At 40.1% G+C, this 24,682-nt stretch carries 19 protein-coding genes and 1 tRNA gene; 13 read left to right on the forward strand and 7 right to left on the reverse strand.

Annotated elements, in window-relative coordinates:
* Positions 1 to 30: 30 nt before the first annotated feature.
* Positions 31 to 2,661, reverse strand: coding sequence for a Lon protease family protein (locus WA352_RS15840; RefSeq protein ID WP_336143217.1), 2,631 nt, complete (start codon positions 2,659 to 2,661; stop codon positions 31 to 33).
* A 186-nt stretch (positions 2,662 to 2,847) separates the two neighbouring features.
* Here WA352_RS15840 and WA352_RS15845 point away from each other — a divergent pair, with 186 nt between their 5' ends.
* From WA352_RS15845 to rpmE, 4 genes are all read left to right on the forward strand, one after another.
* Complete coding sequence (locus tag WA352_RS15845; protein ID WP_336143219.1) at positions 2,848 to 5,022, forward strand: AmpG family muropeptide MFS transporter; 2,175 nt, start codon at positions 2,848 to 2,850, stop codon at positions 5,020 to 5,022.
* A 2-nt stretch (positions 5,023 to 5,024) separates the two neighbouring features.
* A complete protein-coding gene (gloA, locus tag WA352_RS15850) occupies positions 5,025 to 5,426 on the forward strand; it encodes a lactoylglutathione lyase (protein WP_004808260.1) in 402 nt (133 codons plus the stop codon).
* Between the two features lie 136 nt (positions 5,427 to 5,562).
* Positions 5,563 to 6,531 carry a bile acid:sodium symporter family protein gene (locus WA352_RS15855; RefSeq protein WP_336143221.1) on the forward strand — a complete coding sequence of 323 codons (969 nt, stop codon included), beginning with the start codon at positions 5,563 to 5,565 and terminating at the stop codon, positions 6,529 to 6,531.
* A 199-nt stretch (positions 6,532 to 6,730) separates the two neighbouring features.
* Positions 6,731 to 6,955 carry a 50S ribosomal protein L31 gene (rpmE, locus tag WA352_RS15860; RefSeq protein ID WP_004808257.1) on the forward strand — a complete coding sequence of 75 codons (225 nt, stop codon included), beginning with the start codon at positions 6,731 to 6,733 and terminating at the stop codon, positions 6,953 to 6,955.
* Between the two features lie 87 nt (positions 6,956 to 7,042).
* Here rpmE and WA352_RS15865 read toward each other — a convergent pair whose 3' ends face one another.
* Genes WA352_RS15865 through epmB form a run of 3 tightly spaced genes read right to left on the reverse strand, consistent with a single transcriptional unit; the run spans position 7,043 to position 11,899 of the window.
* Entirely contained in the window at positions 7,043 to 9,133 is a 2,091-nt protein-coding gene (locus WA352_RS15865; RefSeq protein WP_336143224.1) for an EAL domain-containing protein, read from the reverse strand.
* Positions 9,115 to 10,869 (reverse strand): hypothetical protein, encoded by a 1,755-nt coding sequence (locus tag WA352_RS15870; RefSeq protein WP_005202631.1) that lies wholly within the window; start codon positions 10,867 to 10,869, stop codon positions 9,115 to 9,117. Before WA352_RS15870 ends, WA352_RS15865 begins: the two co-directional genes overlap by 19 nt.
* 13 nt (positions 10,870 to 10,882) lie before the next feature.
* Positions 10,883 to 11,899, reverse strand: coding sequence for an EF-P beta-lysylation protein EpmB (epmB, locus tag WA352_RS15875; RefSeq protein WP_005145955.1), 1,017 nt, complete (start codon positions 11,897 to 11,899; stop codon positions 10,883 to 10,885).
* Positions 11,900 to 12,254: 355 nt separating this feature from the next.
* On the opposite strand from epmB, the gene efp reads away from it, so the two are divergent.
* From efp to WA352_RS15915, 8 genes are all read left to right on the forward strand, one after another.
* On the forward strand, positions 12,255 to 12,824 hold the full coding sequence (gene efp, locus WA352_RS15880; RefSeq protein WP_004808248.1) for an elongation factor P: 570 nt from the start codon (positions 12,255 to 12,257) through the stop codon (positions 12,822 to 12,824).
* A 196-nt stretch (positions 12,825 to 13,020) separates the two neighbouring features.
* Positions 13,021 to 15,123 (forward strand): carbon starvation CstA family protein, encoded by a 2,103-nt coding sequence (locus tag WA352_RS15885; protein WP_336143225.1) that lies wholly within the window; start codon positions 13,021 to 13,023, stop codon positions 15,121 to 15,123.
* 2 nt (positions 15,124 to 15,125) lie between these two features.
* The gene (locus tag WA352_RS15890) at positions 15,126 to 15,428 is read left to right on the forward strand and encodes a YbdD/YjiX family protein (RefSeq protein ID WP_004770453.1); all 303 of its coding nucleotides are present in this window, start codon (positions 15,126 to 15,128) and stop codon (positions 15,426 to 15,428) included.
* Positions 15,429 to 15,506: 78 nt separating this feature from the next.
* Positions 15,507 to 16,466 carry an AAA family ATPase gene (locus tag WA352_RS15895; protein ID WP_336143227.1) on the forward strand — a complete coding sequence of 320 codons (960 nt, stop codon included), beginning with the start codon at positions 15,507 to 15,509 and terminating at the stop codon, positions 16,464 to 16,466.
* Positions 16,467 to 16,479: 13 nt separating this feature from the next.
* Positions 16,480 to 17,397 (forward strand): DUF58 domain-containing protein, encoded by a 918-nt coding sequence (locus WA352_RS15900; RefSeq protein WP_336143229.1) that lies wholly within the window; start codon positions 16,480 to 16,482, stop codon positions 17,395 to 17,397.
* Between the two features lie 2 nt (positions 17,398 to 17,399).
* Entirely contained in the window at positions 17,400 to 19,385 is a 1,986-nt protein-coding gene (locus tag WA352_RS15905; RefSeq protein ID WP_336143230.1) for a transglutaminase family protein, read from the forward strand.
* A gap of 35 nt (positions 19,386 to 19,420) precedes the next feature.
* Positions 19,421 to 19,497 (forward strand) — tRNA-Val (locus WA352_RS15910).
* A gap of 372 nt (positions 19,498 to 19,869) precedes the next feature.
* Positions 19,870 to 20,103: a hypothetical protein gene (locus tag WA352_RS15915; RefSeq protein ID WP_336143233.1), complete on the forward strand. Its 234-nt coding sequence runs from the start codon at positions 19,870 to 19,872 to the stop codon at positions 20,101 to 20,103.
* A 49-nt stretch (positions 20,104 to 20,152) separates the two neighbouring features.
* On the opposite strand, the gene WA352_RS15920 is transcribed toward WA352_RS15915, so the two are convergent.
* The 3 genes from WA352_RS15920 to WA352_RS15930 all read right to left on the reverse strand — a co-directional run bounded on the left by WA352_RS15920 (position 20,153) and on the right by WA352_RS15930 (position 23,501).
* The gene (locus WA352_RS15920) at positions 20,153 to 20,836 is read right to left on the reverse strand and encodes a pirin family protein (protein ID WP_251116898.1); all 684 of its coding nucleotides are present in this window, start codon (positions 20,834 to 20,836) and stop codon (positions 20,153 to 20,155) included.
* A gap of 194 nt (positions 20,837 to 21,030) precedes the next feature.
* The gene (gene argG, locus WA352_RS15925; RefSeq protein WP_004652848.1) at positions 21,031 to 22,374 is read right to left on the reverse strand and encodes an argininosuccinate synthase; all 1,344 of its coding nucleotides are present in this window, start codon (positions 22,372 to 22,374) and stop codon (positions 21,031 to 21,033) included.
* A gap of 275 nt (positions 22,375 to 22,649) precedes the next feature.
* Positions 22,650 to 23,501 carry a LysR family transcriptional regulator gene (locus WA352_RS15930; RefSeq protein WP_171548438.1) on the reverse strand — a complete coding sequence of 284 codons (852 nt, stop codon included), beginning with the start codon at positions 23,499 to 23,501 and terminating at the stop codon, positions 22,650 to 22,652.
* 156 nt (positions 23,502 to 23,657) lie between these two features.
* On the opposite strand from WA352_RS15930, the gene WA352_RS15935 reads away from it, so the two are divergent.
* The gene (locus tag WA352_RS15935; RefSeq protein ID WP_004808232.1) at positions 23,658 to 24,575 is read left to right on the forward strand and encodes a DMT family transporter; all 918 of its coding nucleotides are present in this window, start codon (positions 23,658 to 23,660) and stop codon (positions 24,573 to 24,575) included.
* The last annotated feature ends 107 nt before the right edge of the window (positions 24,576 to 24,682 follow it).

The following is a 24,682-nucleotide window of genomic DNA, read 5'->3' on the forward strand; positions in this document are numbered from 1 at the left end:
TCCTGAAGGAACATGGCTTTTTCTTTAGCTCTATTTTCGTTTCTTTTTGCTGAGTGGTTTTAAGCTCTTTGCTTCAACCGCTGTTTCTTCAGAAGTTTTCGCCGAAACTTCATCCTTCTTGGTTTTTTTTCGCTTCTTCTTTTTCTTTGGCTCCTCGTCCTCAACGGCTTCGCCATCCTCGATCGCTTGCCAATATTCAAGTTGCTCCATCACTGCAGCATAGATCGAGTTTTTGCTATAGCGACCCTTTTTATCAAGGGTTCCGACTGGACGTGCCATTAAGATTTCTAAAGCTTGATCAATGGTATCAATCGCATGAACATGGAATTGTCCAGCTTGGACAGCATCGCTTACATCCTGACGTAACATCAAGTGCTGCATATTTTGACGCGGGATGATGACACCTTGTTTGCCAGTTAAACCTTGCAATTTACAAGCGTCATAGAAGCCTTCAATTTTGGCATTGACACCACCAATTGGCTGTACTTGACCCAACTGGTTCATCGAGCCTGTGATTGCCCAAGACTGATCAATTGGAATTTGGCAGATCGCAGAGATAAGCGCTGAAAGTTCTGCAACCGTAGCACTATCACCATCGACTTGCCCATAGCTCTGTTCAAACGCTAATGCAGCAGAGAAGTGTAGAATTTGCTCACGACCGAAATGAGCTTTTAAGAAGCTCGACATCAGCAAGACGCCTTTGGCATGCAGTGAACCACCGAGTTCTACACTACGCTCAATATCGAGGATATCACCGCCACCTTGATACACAGATGCGGTCAAGCGAGAAGGTAGACCAAACTCAACATCAGCATAGTGAATCACAGAGAGGGCATTGATCTGACCAAGACGATGTCCTGAAGTCTCAATCAGCTGTGTTCCACGAGACAGGTCTTGCCAATACAATTCACGTAAATAGCCTAAGCGATATTGACGATGATGTAAGGCCTGATTAACGTGCTGATCAGTGACGATCTTGTCATCCGCTTTAAAAGCATGATGATGCGCTTCACGAATTAAATCACCCAGCGTTGAGGCGTGGAGTGATAGTGAACTTTGATCTTCGGCTTGGCGGCTTGAATCGGTCAATAAAGCCGCGAGCGCAGAGCGATCAAATGGAAGGAGCTTGTCAGCTTGCACATAATCGGCAATCAACTGCATGTAAGCTTGTTCGTTACTGTCATTACGTTGTAATGTATCGGTAAAGTCAGCACGGATTTTAAAGACACTACCTAGCTCTGGCTCAACTTCCAGAATTTCATAATAAATTTCAGGTTCGGCCAATAAAATGACTTTAATATCAAGCGGAACTGAAGCTGGCTCAATTGAAATACTCCCTGTTAAGGTCAGCATGTGTTCGAGTGATGAGAGCTTAAGTTGTCCTGATTTTAAGGCACGCTTTAAACCTTGCCATGCATACGGCTGCTCAAGCAATTGTTCAGCTTCAAGCATGAGAAAGCCACCATTGGCTTGATGCAACGAGCCTGGACGAATCAAAGTGAAGTCAGTCGTGATCGTACCATTATGTGTGAGTTGCTCAACGTGACCCAATAAGTTGTAGTGGGTTGGAAAATCTTCAAAAATAACGGGAGCACCGCTATTCGGTTTATTGGCAACAATCACATTGGCTTGATAACGTGACGGGACACGATTAAATAAGGCAGGGGTAAAGTCATCTTCTTCTTGCTCTAAAATCAGTTCAACATTATCAATAATGTCTTCAGCATAGTGTTTTAGAAACAAATCTAAGCCTTTCACCTCTTTATTCTTATTTAAGATGGACTCAATGCGTGGCATGACCACTTGCGTCGCAATATCTCGATTGAGGCTCGAAACTTGATCGCGTGCATCATCTTCTAAATCACCTAGATGTAAACCTAAGCGCTCTAGCTTTTTCTCCATATAACGAATATTAGAATTAATTTCTGTACGTTCTTTGGTTGGGAGTGCATTGAGCTCATTCTGCGTTAATTCATGATATTCATCATTTCGTAACTGCATTGCTATAAAGACATGTTTGTCATTGCGAGAAACTAATTTTAAATCGAGCTCTTCGCCTTCTTTAGTGAGTTCAACCAAAGCTTGCTGTTGTACATCTCCAGTATCTTGACGAATACGCTCAATACGGTTGTGATAACTTTCTGCACTAAAACGGCGTTCCAATTGTTTCAAAATGATTTGCCATGCTTGTTGCAATGTATTTTGAAATTTGGTGCCTTGTCCTGCAGGAAAGTGCAGCGCGATTGGTTGTCTTGGATTTTTGAAATTGTTTACGTAGACCCAATCATTTGGTGTCGGCATGGTTTTGGCGTGTTGCTGCAGCAAACGCTTGATCATGGTACGTTTACCTAATCCGGCCGTGCCAACAGCAAAAATATTATAGCCTGAGTAGGGTAATGAAATACCAGCTTCAACAGAGGCACGTGCGCGATCTTGCCCTAAAAAATTATTGAGCGGCTTGATGCGTTTGGTCGAACTTGGTATTTCAGCTAGGTCTGGAATATGAGTGAGTTGGTCTGCACGTAGTGCGGTTTTAATCAGTGTTGCTTGTATGTCCGTCTGGTCAAATGCGCTTGGTAAAGAGTTTATATTTGCGGTGATAGTGTTTGTTGGTGTTAATGATAAAGTTGTTGCAGTCATTTGATCGAGTTTTTGGGTCACTGTTGCTATCCAACAAATAAACTAAAGTTGAGTAATTAAAGGTATACAGTTTTAGCCCTAAAGATCAAGCGAACTTGTGTTTTTTATCGACAAAACAAAAGAATGATTGCATAAAGCAACTTGCAAGCAAGGGCAAGAAACGATTGAATAAGCACATTCACGCATGTTCATGGAAAATAATAACCAATGACAACTCAAGCCTCTGGTTGGGCATCGGCATTTAAAGCATTTTTGGATCGCCGTGCTCTGATTATGTTATTTCTTGGTTTCTCCGCAGGGATTCCAATTTTATTGATTTTTTCTAGCTTATCGTTATGGCTAGGTGAGGCTGGTATTGATAAAAGTGCAGTCACTTTTTTTAGTTGGGCCGCGTTGGGTTATTCCTTTAAATTTGTTTGGGCACCATTAATTGATGAATTACCGGTCCCATTTTTAACCAAGAGTTTAGGTCGTCGCCGTGCTTGGTTGCTTATTGCACAATGTTTAATTATCTGTGCAATTTGTATTATGGCTTTTTCAGATCCTGCGCTTGGTCAAAGCTATTTAATCCAAATGGCATTTGGTGCAGTATTACTGGGCTTCTCAGCTGCAACACAAGATATTGTGATTGATGCTTACCGTATTGAGTTGGCTGAAACTGAAATGCAAACTGTGTTGGCTTCAACTTACAATGCGGGCTATCGTATTGGGATGATTGTTGCTGGTGCAGGAGCGTTATTCTTGGCAGCCTATTTGGGAACGGCCAAAGGTAATTACATCTATGAAGCTTGGAAATATACCTATTTAACCATGGCCGCAGTGATGGTGGTAGGTATTATCACCACCTTATGTGTTCGTGAACCGCAAGTGAATCGCGTTTATAAACATTATAAAACCACGGATTACTACCGTTTGGTGTTTGTGTTTTTTATCGCGGTTGCAACTTTTGTGGTGAGCTATATTTATTCAGGTAACGTTACTGAGGCCATTGCCAAGGCAGCAGCAATTAAAGACACCGCTGCATTATTTGGTTTAGAAGCGCTGCGCTTTTTAACTGCAACCGCAACTGCCTTATTGATCGGTTTTGGGCTGGTTAAAATGGGTGTTGTCAATCAGCAAATGGCGAAAGAAACATGGGTCGCACCGATTCTGGATTTCTTCAAGCGCTATGGCGTTAAACTAGCATTGGTTTTATTACTGTTAATTGGTTTCTTTCGTATCTCTGACATTATTGCAGGGGTGATTTCAAATGTGTTCTATCAAGATCTAAACTTTAGTAAAGAGCAGATTGCTGAAGCGGTCAAAATCTATGGTGTAATATTTAGTTTGGTCGGTGGCTTCTTAGGTGGCCTGTTGGCGCAACGTATGAACATTATGAAACTCATGTTCGTTGGTGCAGTATTGGCAAGCTCAACCAATTTGATCTTTATCGGTTTAGTTAAATCTGGCAAGCCATTGGATCAGGTTGAAGTCCAAGTGGGCGCTCAGTATTATCAAGTGCAGACCGACGAGGTGGGATATTGGAAGTTACAAGTCCCAAATGAAGTCTTAGCTAAAGCAAATACGGTTCAGGTCAGTACTCAATATCAAAACCAAGCAGACTCGAAGGCTCAGTTTGAAGTTCCTTATCTGGTGAATGCGCAACACGCCCAGATTCAACTGCTACCAATGAGTGGTGATGATCAACTCACGCCGAAAGAGTTAAAACAAAGTCTGGTAATCAAAGGTCAGTTAGCCGGTGTAAAAGCTGAGCAACTCAATGCAGAACGTCCTGTCGTTTTAACATTAGATGGGCAGGAATTTGTAGCGAAAGTTGATCAAAATGGCTTATTCACAGGTGTGATTGATGGCAAAATTTTGCAAGCATCACCGACCAAGACCATTATGGCTTTGGCTAATTTAACCAACAATACGGGCAGTGAATTGTTGGCAAGCAGACAATATCGGGTTGATACGGCATCTCATGCAGAGACGGATTTAAATGTGGATATTCAACCGATTACTGTGGTTGATCCAGCTCAATCAGGTATGGTTGAATTGTCTGGTAAGGTGATTAAAAGTTATAGCTCGTTATGGTTATATTTTGCCATTATTGTCGATAATTTAGCTTCAGGTTTAGCTGGCGCGGCATTTATTGCCTTTTTATCGAGTTTAACCAGCGTATCATTTACTGCAGTTCAATATGCGATTTTCAGTTCATTAATGACTTTAACACCAAAATTATTGGGTGGTTATTCAGGAACGATTGTCAGCAATATTGGTTATCCGAATTTCTTTTTAATGACGACTTTAATTGGTATTCCAATTTTAGTTTTAGTGGTATGGGTTGCGAAACTGTTACGCGATCATGAAAACCAAACAACTCAACAGACAGGTGAATAACTATGCGCATGTTACATACGATGCTACGAGTAGGTAATTTAGAACAATCTTTGAAGTTCTACACTGAGGTACTTGGTATGAAATTGCTACGCCAACGTGATTACGAAGAAGGGCGTTTTACCTTGGCTTTTGTTGGCTACGGCGATGAAGAAAACAACACTGTGCTTGAGCTCACGCATAACTGGGACACAGCCAGCTATGATTTAGGTAATGCTTATGGTCATATCGCCATTGGTGTTGATGATGCTTATAAAGCATGTGAAGAAATCAAAGCACGTGGTGGAAAAGTCGTACGTGAAGCGGGTCCAATGAAAGGTGGTGTTACAGTGATTGCCTTTGTTGAAGATCCAGATGGTTATAAAGTTGAATTGATTCAACAGGATCAAAACGCACGTAATAATTAATCTTTGGTCTATTGAGTCCAAGATTTCTAATCTAAAGCCCTAGCTTTATTTATATAGCCCAGTATGATGATGCGATCAAATGATCAACAACATCATATTGGGCTTTTTAGTTTTAGTGAGTAGATAGGGATAAGTTATGTTGAAGCAACTGGCAGTGGACCGCTTTACAATATTATTAATCGCAATGGTAGTACTGGCGACTTTTTTACCCGTCTCAGGTCAGATTGCACATTATTTTAATATTTTAACCACGGTCGCAATTGCTGTGCTGTTCTTTTTACATGGCGCTAAGTTATCACGTGAAGCCGTGGTTGAAGGGATGCTGCATTGGAAAATGCATGCTTTGGTGTTTGCTTTTACGTTTGTGATTTTTCCTGCGATTGGATTGCTGGCTAAACCTGTGTTGGAACCTCTACTGGGGCAGCAGTTGTATTGGGGTTTCTTATTTATGTGCTTTTTGCCATCAACAGTACAATCCTCTATTGCATTTACTTCGATGGCTAAGGGTAATGTGGCAGCCGCTGTATGTAGCGCATCCTTCTCCAATATTATCGGGATGTTTATTACCCCGATTTTGGTGAGCTATTTTATTTTGGGACAAAGCCAACATGGTTTTGATCCGACCACATCAATTATTCAAATCACCTTGTTACTACTGGTGCCTTTTATTTTAGGGCAATTATTACGTCCTTATGTTTTTCCATATATGGTCAAAGTCCCTAGTATCGTCAAAGCGTTCGATCAGGGATCGATCTTAATGGTGGTTTATGGGGCATTCAGTAGTGCTGTAGTGGCAGGTTTATGGCATCAGGTCAGTGGTTTAACCTTGTTGTATCTGGTATTTGCATGTTCGGTATTATTGACTCTCGTGATGTTGCTTGCGTTGTATGTACCTAAGTGGTTAGGTTTTAATCATGCTGATCAAGTGACGATCTTCTTCTGTAGCTCCAAGAAAACCTTGGCGAGCGGGGTGCCAATGGCTCAAATCCTGTTTATCGGGCAGCCTTTAGGTATGATCGTACTGCCAATTATGATTTTCCATCAAATTCAGTTGATGGTTTGTGGGATGATTGCGAATCGTTGGTCAAAATCAAATCAGGAATAGTTCGCAAAATTTAATTTTTTGGCGTATAATCTTCGGCACTTGTTGGCTTTGCTCTGACCTTTAGAGTCTCGGTGAGTCAAAAGAAATGGTCTGTTGTGGTGTTGATCTGCAAGTGTGAAAACACTTTGCTTTCCTCAAGTTGAGAGTGATCAATTGCGATAACAGCTTAAGCCTTTCTTACTAAATAGGAGCATCGACCATGCGCGCCGATATTCACCCTAAATATGAAAACTTAGTTGCTACTTGTTCATGTGGTAACGTAATCGAAACTCGTTCTGCTCTTGGTAAAGAAACAATTTACCTTGACGTATGTTCAGCTTGCCACCCATTCTATACTGGTAAACAAAAGAATGTGGACACTGGCGGTCGTATCGACAAATTCAAACAACGTTTCTCTGGTATGTCACGTTCTGTCAAACGTTAATATCAAGAAAGAAAAAACGGGCGATATGCCCGTTTTTTTGTGCCTATATTTTATCGATAATGTATATAGACAGTGGTGTACAAGACCTTATTGGTCTTGTACATCGGTTAAGCGATCAAGCTTTTTCTGGAAGTAGTTCCCTTGTAAAAAACGTGCTTCAACATTCCATGCATTGGCAAACAGGTTCATGTCATTGAGTTCCATCAAGAAAATTTCCACAGGTTTTTGGCCAATAAAATGCAGGATTTTTTCTTGTAAGTTTGCCATGTCTTTTTCAGAGGCAAGCATTTTGGTCAATTTGCCATGTAGACTCAAATATTGAGCATCAATCTGTTGCAGCATCGAGTCACTATAAAGTGAATCACCGAAACCTCGGATCGAAACTTCAGCACCATGTTGACGCAACAAGGCAATTTGTGGCTGTGCTTGCGATAGGTTCTGTTGCAGTGCTTGTTCAGAAAATTGCAGAATTAATGGGTGTGCTTGTTTACTGCCAATAATAGTGAGTAATTTTGCAACTAACTCTGGGAGTTTTTGATCATTCAATAACACATGATGATTGAGGTTGACAATCAGCTTGGCTTTTGGATATTGAGTGATGAAGTTATGTAATTGCTTACATGCCTCAACAAGAATCCAGCGGTCTAGTTGAACTGATAATTCAACATCATCTTTAAGATCGGCTAGATCACTTAAGTCTTGCCATTGATTGTTATAGATAAAACCGCCAGAAACCTCATAAGTATGTGTATGCTGATCTTGTTTATCATAAAGCTGCTGATATTTAAGATGAATATCACCGATATCCAGTTTCTGTTTTAGTTCTTGTAACAAGCTTAACTGGACTTTTGTTGGAATGTGTTCGGTTGTTAAACCAATATCAGTATCAATTTTTGGACTATTGAATACTGGTAAAGCCGTAGTGAATGCTTTACTTAGGACTTGCTCAAAAACCGCTTCATCTGGAATGGCTTGTGCAAGTTCGCAATAACCCAATTTAAGATGCAAAGGGAAGGTATGTTGAGCGGTTGCTAACAGTTGTGGTTTCTGCAAGCTATTTAAACCGATCAGCAATGAATTTAAAACATTCTTAGATTCAGTTTGAAACAAAGCAACGTAGAGTGTGTTATCGACTGGATAAACAGGAGCGCTGACTTGTTCTTTGATAAAGTTTTGGATATTGGCAAAATAAGCTTTAGTGCTACGCCAATCACTTTGAAAAACCTCATTTGGACAACTGCTCAGGCTAAACAGCACAACTGCATTGGCATTGGCTGGATGATTGGTCAGCTGTCGATTAATCTGTTGTAAAGCACTATTTAAATTGGATACTTTCTCAGATGAAATGACAGTTGCAGGTGCTGCAGTTACTTGTGATGATGTTCCACATTCAATATTGAGTTGAATTTCCTCTTCATTGCCTGAAGGTAAAAACTCAAGATGTAATGGGTTGTTCTTCACAGTTGTATTTTGAGTACGCAGCTCAAAACGTCCTTGCTCGAATTGACCTTGAGAAATCTTTTTAAAGCGCAGTTTAAATTGTGCTAAATCTTCAGGTTGCAAAACATCGAGGATCGGTAAGCCAATCAGTTCATCTTCACTCGCAAATCCAAATAGGTTGGCATATTCAGTATTGGCACTGATGTGAATACCTTCTTGTAAAATGGCAACAGCTTTATGCGTCTCTGCGACTAAGGATTGAGCTTGCGTTTGCGCTGCTTCCAGTTCATTGAGCAAGCGGTGTTCAGCTTGAACCAGACGACTATAAGACAATGCACGGATCATGCTGATATAGAACGTTTCAGGTACTTTAAGATTCAAAACATCATAGATGCCTTTGTGAATATAGGTCTGATAGTGATCATGGTTATAGTCATCAGGTTCCAGTAACAACACAGGTAAGCTTGGCTGCGATGAAGCTTGAATCAAGGATAGGGTTTGTTCGATTTTTAAGTCATAAGCACGACCAAAAATCACAATATCCCAGGGTAAATTTAACTGTTTTTCAAATGTTTTAAGATCATCTAATAAGGTGGCATGAATTTGATGATCTTGCCCCTTAAAGATCGCGGCAATTTGATTATAACGAAGTTGATTGTCGTCAATAATTAGTAAACGGGTTTCTGTCCGTTTGAGTTTCTTAGACAGTAAAGAATTTCTCACTTTAATGCTTCCCATAAATCTTGATCAATTGTGTCCATATTTTTTTGTGCCATATATTTTTGAAGAACCGGAAGTTCCTCATCATTTAGCAGTTCAAATTCAAATTGAACAAAACTCTGGGTAATTAATTGTGCGTTTAATAAATACACCTTGACTTCCTCTTTCCCCAATCTTAAATGAACAGCTTGATGTTCTCTAAAAATTTGCGAACCTGGTAAAATTAAAGTTGTTTTTGTTTCATCCAGATTTTGGTTTTTTAATAAAAGTGTTGGATGATAATTACTGATATGTCGATCAGCCTGTATGCGAACAGCACAAGGGAAGATCTCTTGTGCTAATACTTCTAAACCGAGTTCTAGACTTTTCTCGCTTGATTGTTTGAGCCAACGAATGACGCCTCCACGCCAATGCCCATGTGATGTTTCTTTGACTAAAATATATTCGCCAGTTCTTAGATTCTTTGGTGCTTCTCCAGACCACTTAATACGATAACCATTGACACTAATATCTAGAATATCAGCTTGATAAACGGCTTTACTTTCACGACTTAAACGTTGAATCGCAGACTCTTGGTTGTCAGAAGCACTTTTTTTGTCCCAAGCCGACATAAACTTCGATTCATTTTGTAGACCATAACTGTGGTCTAGCAATAAGGTCTCTGCGAAATTCTTAGCTTTGGAGAGATAGAAGTGCGCAGTCAGTAAACCAAAGCAAATATGCAGTTGCGCTGAGTATTCATAACGCTCATGACGGCGTTCTGCAGTTGTACCTAAAATAGTTTGCACATGAAATTTCAGTGCTGGGGTTAAATAGATTTTTTCATTTTTAGAAATATATTCTGCATTTTTATGCAGTGTTGCTGTGACATGATCCAACAAACTATGTGTGCTGATAAAGATGTTTGGGTTGAAGCCAGAACTTTGTTTTTTATTATAAATCGGCGGATGGTCTTTACTGGTATCTACTACATACTTGGTTAAATCTGTTTCCTTCGCCAAAATTTGAACCATTTTTGCCCAGTCAAAACTACACTGAAACAGAGCCTGTATTTCAGATTGGCGAATTTGATTGGTATTAAAAATATCCATCAAGATCAGTTGAGCATAGGCCTGAGTAATATTGGTAATCGAACTTGGTTTACCCTGAGACTGATCTAAGTTGGTATGCTGATATTTATGTGTCACTGCTGCATCATAGAGCTGATGGGCAATTAACCACTGCCCAGCAACTGGCTCGCTATACAACATATGTTGTTGATAGAGTAATTGGGTCAGTTGCTGTAACGATTGAAAGGTGGCAAGTGTTCTTGCTGTTTGCAGATTTTTCTTTTGATTCAGAGCGAAAATAGAAAACTTTTGCTGATCAAGCTGGTCATTACTGCGACGCACAATATTGATATAGATTGCAGCGAAGTAGCAACGCAGTAACATGGCCAGTTCAATAATATGTTCATTACGATCTGAACTAATCACGCCCTGATTGAAAAAGTTCTTTTCCAGACTTCCCAAAACATTTTCAATGGTTGGGTGCAGAACCTGAACCAAGTCAAAACGTAAAGTTTCCGAACATTCCAGTTCACTCAGCTCTAATAAAGCTGCAAATAGTGCTTTGGAGGTATCGCCCAACTGCATAATGGATAGATTTGAAATCCATTCATTCAGGCTTTTAGAATTGGTATCACAAAAGCTAAGTTTGTCCCGTCTTAAGACTGTTGGAATTTGAAAAATATCCGAAAAAGCATTATTCATCATTGTGTTATCAATCTCAGAATGTTTGAACCCCAAAAAGCGGTGTTTTATTTTTTTCGCCCGCAATTTCCCTGACGAGTTTCGGGACGAGATATCCTGGTAAACTCGCTAATACATCACTGTATATCTGATCTATCTCTGAAGATCTTAAATCAAAATGCTGAGCACCTTTAACTTTATCCAAAACATGAAGGTAATAGGGCATTACTCGTGCTTCAAATAAACGGCTACTCAATGCATTTAAAGTTTCTGCAGAATCATTCACACCTTTGAGCAAAACTGCCTGATTTAGGACGGTTATATGCTGGAATGACAACTGTAGCAACTTCGAGCAAGTGAAATCATCAAGTTCAGCTGCGTGATTTGAGTGTACCACTACTACAATACGTAGCCTACTGTTTTTTAATATAGAAATCAGCTCTTCATCAATACGATTCGGGATCACAATAGGAACCCGTGAATGAATTCTCAATATCTTAATCTGAGGGAGAGATGCGACTCGTTCTAGCCACAACGAAATTTTTCGATTGTTTAACGTAAGGGGGTCACCACCACTCAAAATCACTTCATTGATTTGTGGATTTTGCTCAATATACTGTTTGATATTTAACCAATCGTCATTTTTAGGAAGATTTTCCTGATACGGGAAATGACGACGGAAACAGTAGCGACAGTGAATCGCACATGCACCTGTTAAGGTCAGCAAAAAACGTGATTGATATTTATGTAAAACCCCCGCCATTTGATTTGCGGCTTCTTCGCCTAAAGGATCCGTCACAAACTCAGGATGTTCTTCCAGTTCGAGATGATGGGGTAAGACTTGCAATAGCAGAGGGTCAAGCGGATCGCCAATGGTCATTTTTCCGACGAATGCACGTGGCACGCGCAATTTAAACTGTTCAGAGGCGAGGATTGCCCCTGATAATAGTTGATCGGTAGATAACTCAAGCAGATTTAACAGCTCTAAAGGATCAGTAATTAGGTCACTGAGTTGTGATTGCCAGTTTTGCTCTTGATGTAAATAGTTTATCATGCCATACGTAAAAATAGTGTTAGCCGCAGCTGTGTGCCTAGTCTAGCATTGGGGCTTGTTTAACGTTCATATATGAATTGCGTTATCGGTTAAAATTTAATCATGCGAGGCGTGAAACGCAGGGAATGGCTATTCCCTTGCCAAGTTTCATAACGAAGTATGAGGAAATTTTAGCCATAACCCTACGGGACAGGGAGATTTTTTTGTAGCTACTGCGTTATGTATGGTTCATTTAGAATAACTAAATTTCACCATCCATGCCTTGTATCGTCGAAAAAATCTCCTGTGCCGCAACCAAATATGAATGTTAAACAAGCCCATAAGATTTGATTTTTAAGTTTGGAGTGCGCCTTTCATGGCCTATTATTCTACAAATGATTTTAAAGCAGGCCTTAAGGTTATGCTTGATGGCAACCCATGTTCAATCATGGAAAATGAATATGTAAAACCAGGTAAAGGTCAAGCGTTTAACCGTGTGAAATTACGTAACCTTCGCTCTGGTAAAGTATTAGAAAAAACATTCAAATCAGGTGATTCTTTAGAAGCAGCTGATATTGTAGAAGTAGAAATGGATTACCTCTACAACGATGGCGAAATGTGGAACTTCATGGATCCTGTATCTTTCGAGCAAATCGCTGCTGATAAAACAGCAATGGGCGATGCTGCGAAATGGTTAAAGGACGATTCAAATGAAAAATGTACGATCATGTTATTCAATGGCGTACCTTTGAACGTAAATCCACCAAACTTTGTTGTGTTGAAAATTATTGAAACTGATCCAGGTGTACGTGGTGATACTTCTGGCGGTGGCGGTAAGCCAGCGAAGCTTGAAACAGGTGCGGTAGTACGTGTTCCATTATTCGTACAGCAAGAAGAAAGTGTTCGTGTAGATACGCGTACTGGTGACTACCTAGAACGTGCATAATTGTGAATGAGTAGCCAAGCTACTCAAGATATACAATTATCGAAGGGATGATTAAACAATCATCCCTTTTTTTATGCCAAAGTATTAGATAAATAATTGAAGCTAGAAGGTAAACTTACAAAGATATTTCTTCTACAGAAAATATGGAAAGGGAAATCTAAATAACCACGCGTTATGTATTTGAGAGGTTTTTTGAATGGAGACAACACAAGCAAAGTCATCACTTCCCTCAAAACTCCTATGGAGTTTGGTTGCCATTGTCGGGGCAATTTCATTTGGGATATTGGCGGTTAGTCGTGGTGAGCATGTCAATGCGGTCTGGTTAGTTCTTGCCGCAGTATGTGTATATAGCATTGCATATCGGTTCTATAGTTTATTTATTGCAAACAAAGTTTTTGAATTAAATCCTAAACGGTTAACCCCAGCTCATCGCCTTGCCGATGGTCTGGATTATGTTCCTACTAATAAATTTGTTCTATTTGGTCATCACTTTGCAGCTATTGCCGGTGCAGGGCCTTTAGTCGGTCCAATTCTCGCAGCACAAATGGGTTACTTACCGGGCACAATATGGCTTTTAGTCGGTGTGGTGATTGCAGGCGCGGTACAAGATTTTCTGGTTTTATTTATCTCCACACGGCGTGATGGTCGCTCTCTAGGCGAAATGGCAAAACAAGAACTCGGTACTTTTGCGGGTGTGATTGTGATGCTGGGTACGCTGGGGGTCATGATCATTATCCTTGCAGTACTAGCACTGGTCGTCGTGAAAGCATTGGCGCATAGCCCATGGGGCGTGTTCAGTATTGCAGCCACCATTCCTATTGCATTATTCATGGGCGTGTATATGCGTTATCTACGCCCAGGAAAAATTGCAGAGGTGTCGATTGTCGGTTTTGTACTGATGATGGCGGCAATTGTGTATGGTGGGGATGTTGCAAAAGATCCCTATTGGGGGCAGCTATTTACCCTGAGTGGTACTCAATTGACATGGGCATTGATCATTTATGGTTTTATCGCCTCTGTTTTACCAGTTTGGTTGTTATTAGCACCGCGTGACTACTTATCAACCTTCCTTAAAATTGGTGTGATTGCAGGTTTAGCGATTGGGATTATCTTCGCGATGCCTGATCTGAAAATGCCAGCAGTGACCCACTTTGTTGATGGAACAGGCCCTGTATTTGCGGGTAGTTTATTTCCTTTCCTCTTTATTACCATTGCCTGTGGTGCGATTTCAGGTTTCCATGCCTTGGTTGCATCAGGCACAACACCTAAATTGGTCGATAACGAGGTCAATATTCGTATGATCGGTTATGGTGGCATGTTGATGGAGTCTTTCGTCGGCATCATGGCAATGATCTGTGCGACAGTACTCGATCCTGGAATCTACTTCGCAATTAATGCACCAGCAGCAGTTTTAGGGACCTCGGTAGAGACCGCTGCGGAAGCTGTGCGTAATCTTGGTTTCGTGGTGAGTCCAGAAATGTTGACCTTATTGGCTCAGGAAGTGGGTGAGAGTTCAATCCTGTCTCGTACAGGTGGTGCGCCTACATTTGCAATTGGTATGGCACATATTATTTCAGAGATTTTTAATAATCGCTCAATGATGGCGTTCTGGTATCACTTTGCGATTCTGTTTGAAGCATTATTTATTCTAACTGCGGTAGATGCGGGTACACGTGCTTGTCGTTTCATGGTGCAGGATACAGTCGGTATCGTGGTTCCAGCGATTAAACAATCGAGTTCATTCTTTGGGAACTTGGTCGGGACTTTTGTCGCAGTGGCAGGTTGGGGCTTCTTCGTGTATCAAGGTGTAGTTGATCCACTTGGTGGGATTAACTCATTGTGGCCGTTATTTGGTATTGGTAACCAGATTCTTGCCTCGATGGCTTTAATTTTAGGAACCGTCATTTTATTCAAGATGAAGAAAGAGAAGTATGTTTGGGTCACGATCGTCCCGACGATTTTCTTATTCATTACTTCAATGACTGCGGGCTGGCAAAAGATTTTCCATGAAAATCCAAAAATTGGCTTCCTTGCACAAGCGAATCGTTTCTCGGATGCAATTGCGCGTGGTGAGGTGCTTGCACCAGCCAAAACCGTTGCTGAAATGCAAACGATTGTGATGTCAAATCAGATCAATGCTGCACTGTGTGGCTTCTTTATGATTGTTGCGATTGTGATGATCATTGCTTCGATTGGTATTGTCCGCAGAGCATTGGCGAGTCCTACACCAACAGTGAACGAGGCACCAGCAGTTTATTCAGAAACCCCGATGACTGCGAATAGCATCAAAGGAGAGTAGCGATGGATTTTAAAATTGCTCGACAAGGCAGCGCAGTGATTGTGAAGATTATTAAATTCACCATCATGTCGCAAAAACATTTACTTTTATCACCTAAGAATTGGTCGCGTATTGCTGTGTTATGGCAGCGTTTGCAGCAGAGTTTTCGGTTGATGGTTGGTGTGCCAGATTATGAAACTTATGTGCAGCATATGAAAGCACATCATCCTGATTTAACGCCTATGGATGCCAAGACTTTTTATCGTCACTGTATCGATGCACGTTATCCTTCTGCGGGTGGTAATATGAAAAAATGCCCTTGCTAGAAATCAATTGATTTCGTTGAAAAAAAACCAAAACAGTGTATGTTGAAACATACACTGTTTTATTTTGGGGATAAAATTATGTGGGGCACGGATCAGGCTTCAATTCAAGACAAAAAACGACAAAACCAAGCATTAGAACAAGATATTAAAAGCTTTGGTCAAAAGATTGAGCAATTTTTAATTGAAGTCAATCAGCTCATTTTAGATAAGCCGCAACAAACCAAACTGGCACTGACCTGTTTGCTGGTAGGTGGTCATGTATTGTTTGAAGACTTACCTGGACTCGGTAAAACAACCTTAGCCAGTGCCTTGGCGCGTTTGGCAGGATTACATTTTCAGCGAATTCAATTTACCAATGATATGTTGGCCAGTGATGTGATTGGCATCAATATCTTTAATCAGAAAGAACACGTATTTGAATTTAAGCAAGGTCCTGTTTTTACTCAAATCCTCCTCGCAGATGAAATTAATCGCTGTAGTCCCAAAACTCAAAGTGCTTTGTTGGAAGCGATGGAGGAAGGGGCTGTTACGGTAGATGGCGTGCATTATGAATTGCCACAACCTTTCTGGGTCTTGGCTACGCAAAACCCACTCTTTCAAAGTGGAACTTATGCATTGCCAGAGTCTCAACTAGACCGCTTTTTGATGCGATTGTCATTGGGTTATCCATCTCGTCAAGCAGAAAAATTATTATTACAACAAAGCTCACGTCAAGTTCTGATTCATCAATTAGATGCTGTGTTTAACCAAGCCGATATTTTACATTTACGTGAATTGGCAAAACAGATTTTCCTCAGTGACGCCGTACTCAATTATATTTTAGACTTAGCTGCTGAAACACGTAAGCAACGCCATGGCCTATCAACACGCGGGGTATTAGCACTGAAATCGGCAGCACAAGCTTATGCGTTGGTTGAAGGACGTAGTTTCGTGACCACGGATGATGTACAAACGGTATTTGTGGCTGTGGTTGCGCATCGTTTAAGTTTAGGTGAGATGGAGGTAAAACAGCTGTTGCAGTCCGTTGATACATTGTAGGTGAGTACAGACTATGCAAACTGGACTTAAACAACAGGTTAATCAATGGATCGCAAAACGTTTTCAAGTGGATCGCAGTAAAACCCTGCGACAAAAGGACGTTTTGGTTTTTATCTATAAACAAGGTTTTCTATATCTGGTCCTGATTTTAATTACCTTTATTGCTGGAATTAACTATGCAAACAATCTGATTTTAGGATTTTGCTTTTTAATTAGTGCCATTCTTTGTATTAGTTTTTATCTGACCTTTAAGCAATTACATGATTTACAAATTGATGTTGTGATGCCAGAAGTCGGACAAGTCGATCAAGCAATTATTTTAAAGCTGCTATTTAAACAACCCATAGGAGCAGCACGTTATCTAAGAATCCAGTGGCAAACTCAAGAGCAATTGGTTTTTATAGATCAGACACAACACAGTGTTGAGCTTGCAGTTATGGCTGACAAACGCGGACTTTATGAATTTGGTGCCGTTAAAATTTATTCTACTTATCCATTAGGATTAGTCCGAGCATGGACTTATTTATATCCAAAACATAAAGTCTGGGTTGCCCCCAAGGGCTATGACTGGCAGAAAGAACATAAAAATAAGCCAACTTCTGCCCAAGATAGCTTAGATGAGTTTAAAGAGTTACGTGGCTTTCAACACGGTGATTCTTATCAAAATGTGGCGTGGAAACAGGTCGCACGTGGGCAGGGATTTCTGATTAAAATGTTTGAAGCTCAGGCGAATCACCAGCATCTGGAAATTGACTATCAGCAGATCCCAGCTCAAAGCCATGAAGATAAATTAAGCTTTATGATGGGTTTAGTCGAGCAATGTGAACAGTTAGGTGATGATTATGCACTTATTTTGCCGCATGCACGCTTGGAAAGTGGGCAGGGACAATCTCAGTTAATTAAGGCAAAACTTTTATTAGCGCAGGCATAATGATGACTAAGCAAATCTACTTCTGTGTTTTAGCTGTCTTGGCTTTCGTATTACTTGGGCAGACCGCTTTCGCACCTGCTGCTTTAATTGGATTATGGGCGGTGGTTTGGCTGTTATTGGTTCGCAGATATCGTAAACAGAGCTGGGTGCCTTTTCCTAAATGGTTCTTGGTGTTATTTATTCTATTGTCTTTAGGTATCGTTTATATCAATTATCAAACCATCCTTGGAGTAGAAGCGGGCGTCGCCTTTTTAAGTACCTGTTTATTTGCCAAATGTTTAGAAGCTAAAAACAGCCGTGATTTATTGATTGTCTTTAATTTTGCTCTATTTGTCAGTGCCAGCCTATTGTTACATAGCCAAGCTTTTTGGATGGCACTGATTGTATTTACAGCCTTTGTGATGTGTTTATTGGGTTTGTATCGGATACAGACGGGATTGTTTAATCAAACGAAACTATCATCAAATCAACTTAAACAAGATGTGAAGCAAATTTTTAAATTTGTAGGCATTGCAATTCCTTTCTTTCTCATCTTATTTATTTTCTTCCCTCGATTGCCACCGCTCTGGGCAGTTCCAATTCAGAAGGATCAAGCTACGACAGGAATCAGTGACCGGATGTCGCCTGGAGATATTGCGCAATTATCGCAATCTTCAGCATTGGCTTTTCGGGTGGTGGCGGATATGTCGCAGTTTCCAAGCAGACCAGAATTGTACTGGAGAGCTTTAGTCTTAGATCAATATGATGGAACGACTTGGACCAGTAGTTTTTTTAATCAACAAATTAAAAATGTGCAGTCCACCCAAAGAAGCGTACCTTATCAATATTTAGCAGCAGATGAACAAGCCAATTGGATCATGGGTTTGGAATACTCGATTCCGCAAGAACGTTATTTGCAGTTGTATCAAGATAATAGTATTCGCCCAACAAAATTAGTTAAGCGCAATGTACCGATACAGATGTTGTGGTTGGGGCGCATGTCGGCAGAGCCTATTTTGTTGTCAGCACGTCAACTTGAGTTAAACCTTAGGTTTGATGAGGGACGGGATCTTAAAGCACAGCAATTGGCGCATGAGCTGTTTGAAAAAAGTCAGAAGCAACCTGAACAATATCTACAATCAGTGCTGTCATGGTATCGAAAGAATGGCTTTGTATACACTTTGATGCCTGGGACTTTAGGTGGGGATCGTATAGATCAATTCTTGTTTTCCAGTCGGAAAGGATTTTGTGAGCATTATGCATCTAGTTTTGTCATGCTAATGCGTTATGCGGGTATTCCCGCACGGGTAGTGACGGGTTATCAAGGTGGTCAACTGGCGCCTGATGGGCAAAGTTGGGAGGTTCGACAACTGGATGCACATGCTTGGAGTGAGGTCTATCTAGATGGAAAATGGAAAAGAATTGACCCAACAGCCATGATTGCACCGCAACGAATTGATACGGGCATGCAGGATTATTTGGCACAAGATCAAACTGTATGGGGAGATGAAAGTAAAGCTTGGCGTTTGCAACAGTTTAAGTTTCTAAAAAATATGCGGATTTGGAGTGATTATTTAAGTTATCAATGGCAAAGTAAAGTCGTTGGTTATGATGCAAACAAACAGAAGAACTGGTTATCTCGATTAGGTCTGGATTCAAGTTATGCATATGCAATTGTGTTGATTGTTGGCGTATTCGCTATTTTGATGGTTTACGTGGGTATCTATTGGTGGAAGCAAACAAGGCAGCAAGCTGATTATCAAAGAGCTGTACTTAAGTTTCAGAAGCAACTACCTAGAAATCTGCATAAACAACACGCAGAGACTTTTCAAGTGTGGATGCAGCGTTTGGCAAGTCAGGTTGAAAATAAACAGGTGTTTGAACAAGCGATTGTGTTATATCAACAAATTGTTTTTTTAGAGCAGCAAGATGGTGCAAATATTGAAGAATTTAAGCGCTTGCTTAAAGACTGTGCGATTGCACTGAAACAGTCACAAAAAAACTTGTGAAGCTGAGAAAAAATGAATATGATGCTTCTCATTCTAGGTGTATAGCTCAGTTGGTTAGAGCGCTACGTTGACATCGTAGAGGTCTCCAGTTCGAGTCTGGATATACCTACCAAGATTTTTAGGTTTTATTGCTTCGAATGAAGTTACGAAAACTCCAAAGCCCTGAGTCGAAAAGATTCAGGGCTTTTTTTATTCCAGCTTATTTTTAGAAAATTAAGCGACTTGACCTAACCCACTATTGGTGCTAATTTAATCAATAAGGAAGTCATATACTATTTGGGATTTAAGAGAAATCTTGCCTAAATGAACAAAGATATGACAACCTGAACACACAGCTAACAACGAACGAAACGGTTTAGATCGTTTTTAAAAATGTTCAAGGTTGTAGAAAAGCCCGTTAATCGGGCTTTTTTAATGCCGATTATTTTTGAATGAAATTTAGGCTATAGTGAAATAAAGATTGGAGGAGCAATAGGGGATTGTGATGCTGATGTTTATTATTTTGGTCATCGTGATTGGTTTGGTTTTATTAGTGTTCTTCGCAAAGAAAACAGATGCTACACAGGATACATCTGATTATAGTTATCCTTATTCTTCCACAACTTCGAACTGTGATTCATTTCAGGACAATAATGATCAACGTATAGATGATTGTGGTTCTAATGCAGACTTGAGTTCAGACTCAAGCGGTTGTGATAGTCGTAGCAATAATGATTAAAAAAAAACGTGTACCCCTTTGAGGGTAAGAGGTACACGTTAAACCGAGCTTAAGGTAGGTCAAACCAAATCATTTGACTGTCTTGTAATGCAGTAATCGTTGCAGTCTCATCAAATAGTAAAGCATCGCCTGCTTTAACCAAATGATCGGCAATCATTACTTCGCCTGAAATCACATGCACATAGTTTACTTTTTTCTGTGCTGTAATCTCTAAATGTTGATCTTTCTCAATGACTGCAGTTTTCACTTCAGCATTTTGACGGATCGACATTGGCGCAGATCCATCACCAGCAATCAAGTGCCATTGGTTTGGATGATCTTTCGGATTCAGCTGAATTTGCTGATAAGTTGGTTCAGCATCTTGTACATTCGGTTGAATCCAAATCTGTAATAGATGCACCGCTTTATCATGCTTGTTCATTTCACTGTGGGTGACCCCAGTTCCAGCGCTCATCAACTGCCATTCACCGGCATTGATCTGGCCTTCATTACCCATGCTGTCTTTATGGGAAATGGTGCCATCAAGTACACAGGTCAAGATTTCCATGTTGTCATGGGGATGGGTACCGAAGCCATTATGTGCAGCAACCGTATCATCATTAATCACGCGAAGCGCACTGACGCCCATATATTTCGGGTTATACCAGCTACCAAATGAAAAGCTATGATAGGTGTCTAACCAGCCTGCTTTGACATGACCACGGTTTTCACTACGATGTAGATAAGCATTCATCTTTCATCTCCCAAATTATTGTGTTTTGCTTAATGCTTATATTATCGATTCATAATGACGATAAATAGTCTTTAATTGCGACATATTGTTCTATTAATGCAATGATACAATCGTGTGTATGTTCTTGGATAAAATAAAAAAGGCTGAATAGAAATATTCAGCCTTTCAAATAGGTAAATTAATTTACCTATCTTTTATTTAGATTTGTTTTCCAATTGAGGAATTGCAGAGCCTTGACCAACTGCAAGCAAACCTGTTTCGGTATAGATACCCAATTTTGCACGGGTATCGGTAATGTCGAGGTTACGCATAGTTAACTGACCGATACGATCCATTGGCGTAAACATTGAATCACCTTTCTCCATGGTCAAACGCTCAGCTTCATACGTGAGGTTAGGAGATTCAGTGTTCATGATGGTGTAGTCATTACCACGACGTAATTCTAAAGTCACCGTACCTGTAATGGCTTTAGCAACCCAACGTTGTGAAGTTTCACGAAGCATTAATGCTTGTGAATCGAACCAACGACCTTGGTAAAGTAGGCGACCTAAACGTAAACCGTTAATACGGTATTGTTCAATCGTATCTTCGTTATGAATACCAGTCACCAAACGCTCATAAGCGATATGTAACAGAGCCATACCTGGTGCTTCATAGATACCACGAGATTTCGCTTCGATAATACGGTTTTCGATTTGGTCAGACATCCCTAAACCATGACGACCACCGATACGGTTCGCTTCAAGAATGAATTCAACTGGATCTTCGATACGTTGACCATTCAATGCAACTGGCATACCTTGTTCAAAAGTAATGCTCACTTCTTCTGGTTGGATTTCAACGTCATCTTTCCAGAATGCAACGCCCATGATTGGGTCTACGATTTTAATACCTGCATTCAAGTATTCTAAATCTTTGGCTTCGTGCGTTGCACCCAACATATTTGAGTCAGTTGAATATGCCTTTTCTTTTGACATTTTATAGTCAAAACCGTTGTCGATTAAGAATTGCGACATTTCGGCACGGCCGCCTAACTCATCAATAAAGGTTTGGTCTAGCCAAGGCTTATAGATTTTTAGGGCAGGGTTAGTTAATAAACCGTAACGATAGAAACGTTCAATATCGTTGCCTTTATATGTTGAACCGTCACCCCAAATGTTGACGTCATCTTCTTTCATCGCGGTAACAAGCATTGTACCTGTCACTGCACGACCTAAAGGTGTGGTATTGAAATAAGGTACACCGCCAGTGCTGATGTGGAACGCGCCACATTGAATTGCAGCAATACCTTCAAGTGCAAGTTGTAAACGACAATCGATTAATCGAGCTTTGACTGCGCCGTACTGTTCAGCTTTCTTTGGAATAGCATCATAGTCATCTTCATCAGGTTGACCCAGATTTGCAGTATATGCATAAGGCTCTGCACCTTTCTGTTTCATCCATAATAAAGCTGCTGAAGTGTCTAAACCACCAGAGAAGGCAATCCCAACTTTTTTACCTACTGGTACATGCTGCAAGATCGTTGCATTATCAGTCATTGCTAGTCCTAACTATTTCGAAATAGGCACCCTAATACTTCGGTGACCAAAGAGAATTTATACGTCCCGTACTATATCACTTTTCAAATCGATTTTTTTTCTGTTAGGAAAGGAATTCTTTTTTTTTCATTTGAAAAATAGATTAACATCAGAAAAATATAAAGTTTTACGATAAGCATTCACAATAAGGCGTTAACAGACCCTGAACTTTAAAAAGTCTCAAGTGAAAAGTACATCAAGAGATTGCAAGCACTCTTTATAAAAAAGTGTCTTAGTTAAAGTGAATCATTTAAACCAATAAATTGCTTCTCAATTGGGGTAAATACATGATCGTGACGTGCAATTAGATAAAGACCGATATCCCGATATTGTTCAGGCGTTTCGCGATAGTATTGGATGTTATATTTTTCAATCAAAGATTTGGCAATCATCGAGATGCCCATACCTAATTGGGTAAAGTGAATTAGAGCTTCATGATCGTAAATATGGGTGAGTTCACCCTTTTTAAGGTTATAGTCTGTGTAGATGCTGTCTAAGGTGGTGGCGTAGCAGCATTGTTCAGAAGCCAGCAGGATATTTTGATGATTCAGACATTCTTCCAGACTGTCATGGTTGATCATGTTTTTACCAATAATCACCAATTGATCATCCGCTTTTTGAATATATTGCAGATTTTTATGTTTAGGATGTCCTAGGGCATAAGCGATATCCAAATTGCCCGCTAAAATCTCATCCTCGATGTAACCTGTTGGACCTGTTTTCATAGTGATGGAAAGATCAGGGTAGGCTTCATATAGCTGACTAAAGGAAGGGTAGAAACGCATCCCGCCTAGACTGGTATTGGTGCCAAAGCGCAAAACGCTTTCTTGCTGATAGATTTTATTTTCAGTTTCTTCCCAAGTAAAAATCATCTTTTTGTATTGGGCATATAAATTCATACCCGATTCGGTCAGTTCAACACCTTTGGGCTTACGAATAAACAGTTGGCGTTTATAGTGATTTTCAATCTTTTTAATTTTCGCAGTCATATTGGACTGTAAATAATTGAGCTTATTTGCCGCGGCAGTAATGCTTTTCAGCTCGGCCACAGTCACAAATGATCGGATATCGCTAATATCAATATTCACGGCAAGTCCTCAATATTTCAATTCAAAAGGTGCTATCAAAAAGAATGAATTGAATTGGGCATCAAAAAAAATGATGTATCTATTAAAACATAGCATTATTCATGATGTCATTTATTTTATACACTAAGCTTACTTTTTATCGGTTGAGTACAACACGTGAATATTCGAGTCGTGAGTGCCATTGCGTTGCTATGTTTGGTATGGGGTTCGTTATGGGGCTTGGTCAAACATAGCCTACAAGTGTTTCCACCATTTTTATTTATCTCTACACGGTTGATTCTAGCTGCATTGACATTAATGCTGATACAACGGATTTTAAAAAAATCCATTTTGCCTGAGCAAGCTGAGTGGAAGCCCTTAATCATTTTAAGTGTATTGATCTGTTTTGGTTTTTATGCCACGCAGACCTTTGCAATGCAATTTGTGGGTTCAGGTTTATCAGCTGTATTGGTATTTACCATGCCGATTTTTATTGCTGTATTAGCGCATTATTTTTTAAATGAAAGGTTGAATACCCAGAAAATCTTGGGGCTCGTTTTAGGAACCTTAGGACTCATCGCAATTTTATGGCCGCAATTACATCATGTGCATATGAATATGTCATTGCTGGGACAGGTGTTACTCATTGGTTCAGGCTTTTTCTGGGCATTATCGACGGTTTACATCAAAAAGAATTTTGCGGCTTATGACAAAATCAAACTCACCATTTGGCAGCTATTACTTGGTGGAAGTTTAATGTTTGCCATGGCCTTATTGTTCGAACCTGTCGATGCACAAGTTTGGCTAAATCCTTTAAATGAGTCTGCATTGTTTTATATTGCGGTGGTAGGAACGGGTTTTGCCTTTGTGCTTTGGAACTGGATTGTCAGTCAGGTGGATACTTTTGTGGCTTCAATTTCGATTATGTGTATTCCAATACTCAGTCTATTTTTTGGTTCTTTGATCTGGCATGAGCCGCTGACTATCAATATCCTGATTGGTGCTGTTTTTATCTGTATGGGTATTGTGATGAGTTCATTCAAAATGAAAGTACAGAAAAGTCGCTTAGCTTATTCAGGTAATCAACAACATTAAATTGAGCAGCATTGGTCTGTATGAGAATAAGCCGAAGCGACTATCAAGACTATCAATAAGTCGGAGCTTAATGTTTTAGGTTAAATAAAAGCAGTCACTATTATTGT

It is taken from the genome of Acinetobacter sp. 102 (assembly GCF_037028485.1).
GTDB lineage: Bacteria > Pseudomonadota > Gammaproteobacteria > Pseudomonadales > Moraxellaceae > Acinetobacter > Acinetobacter higginsii.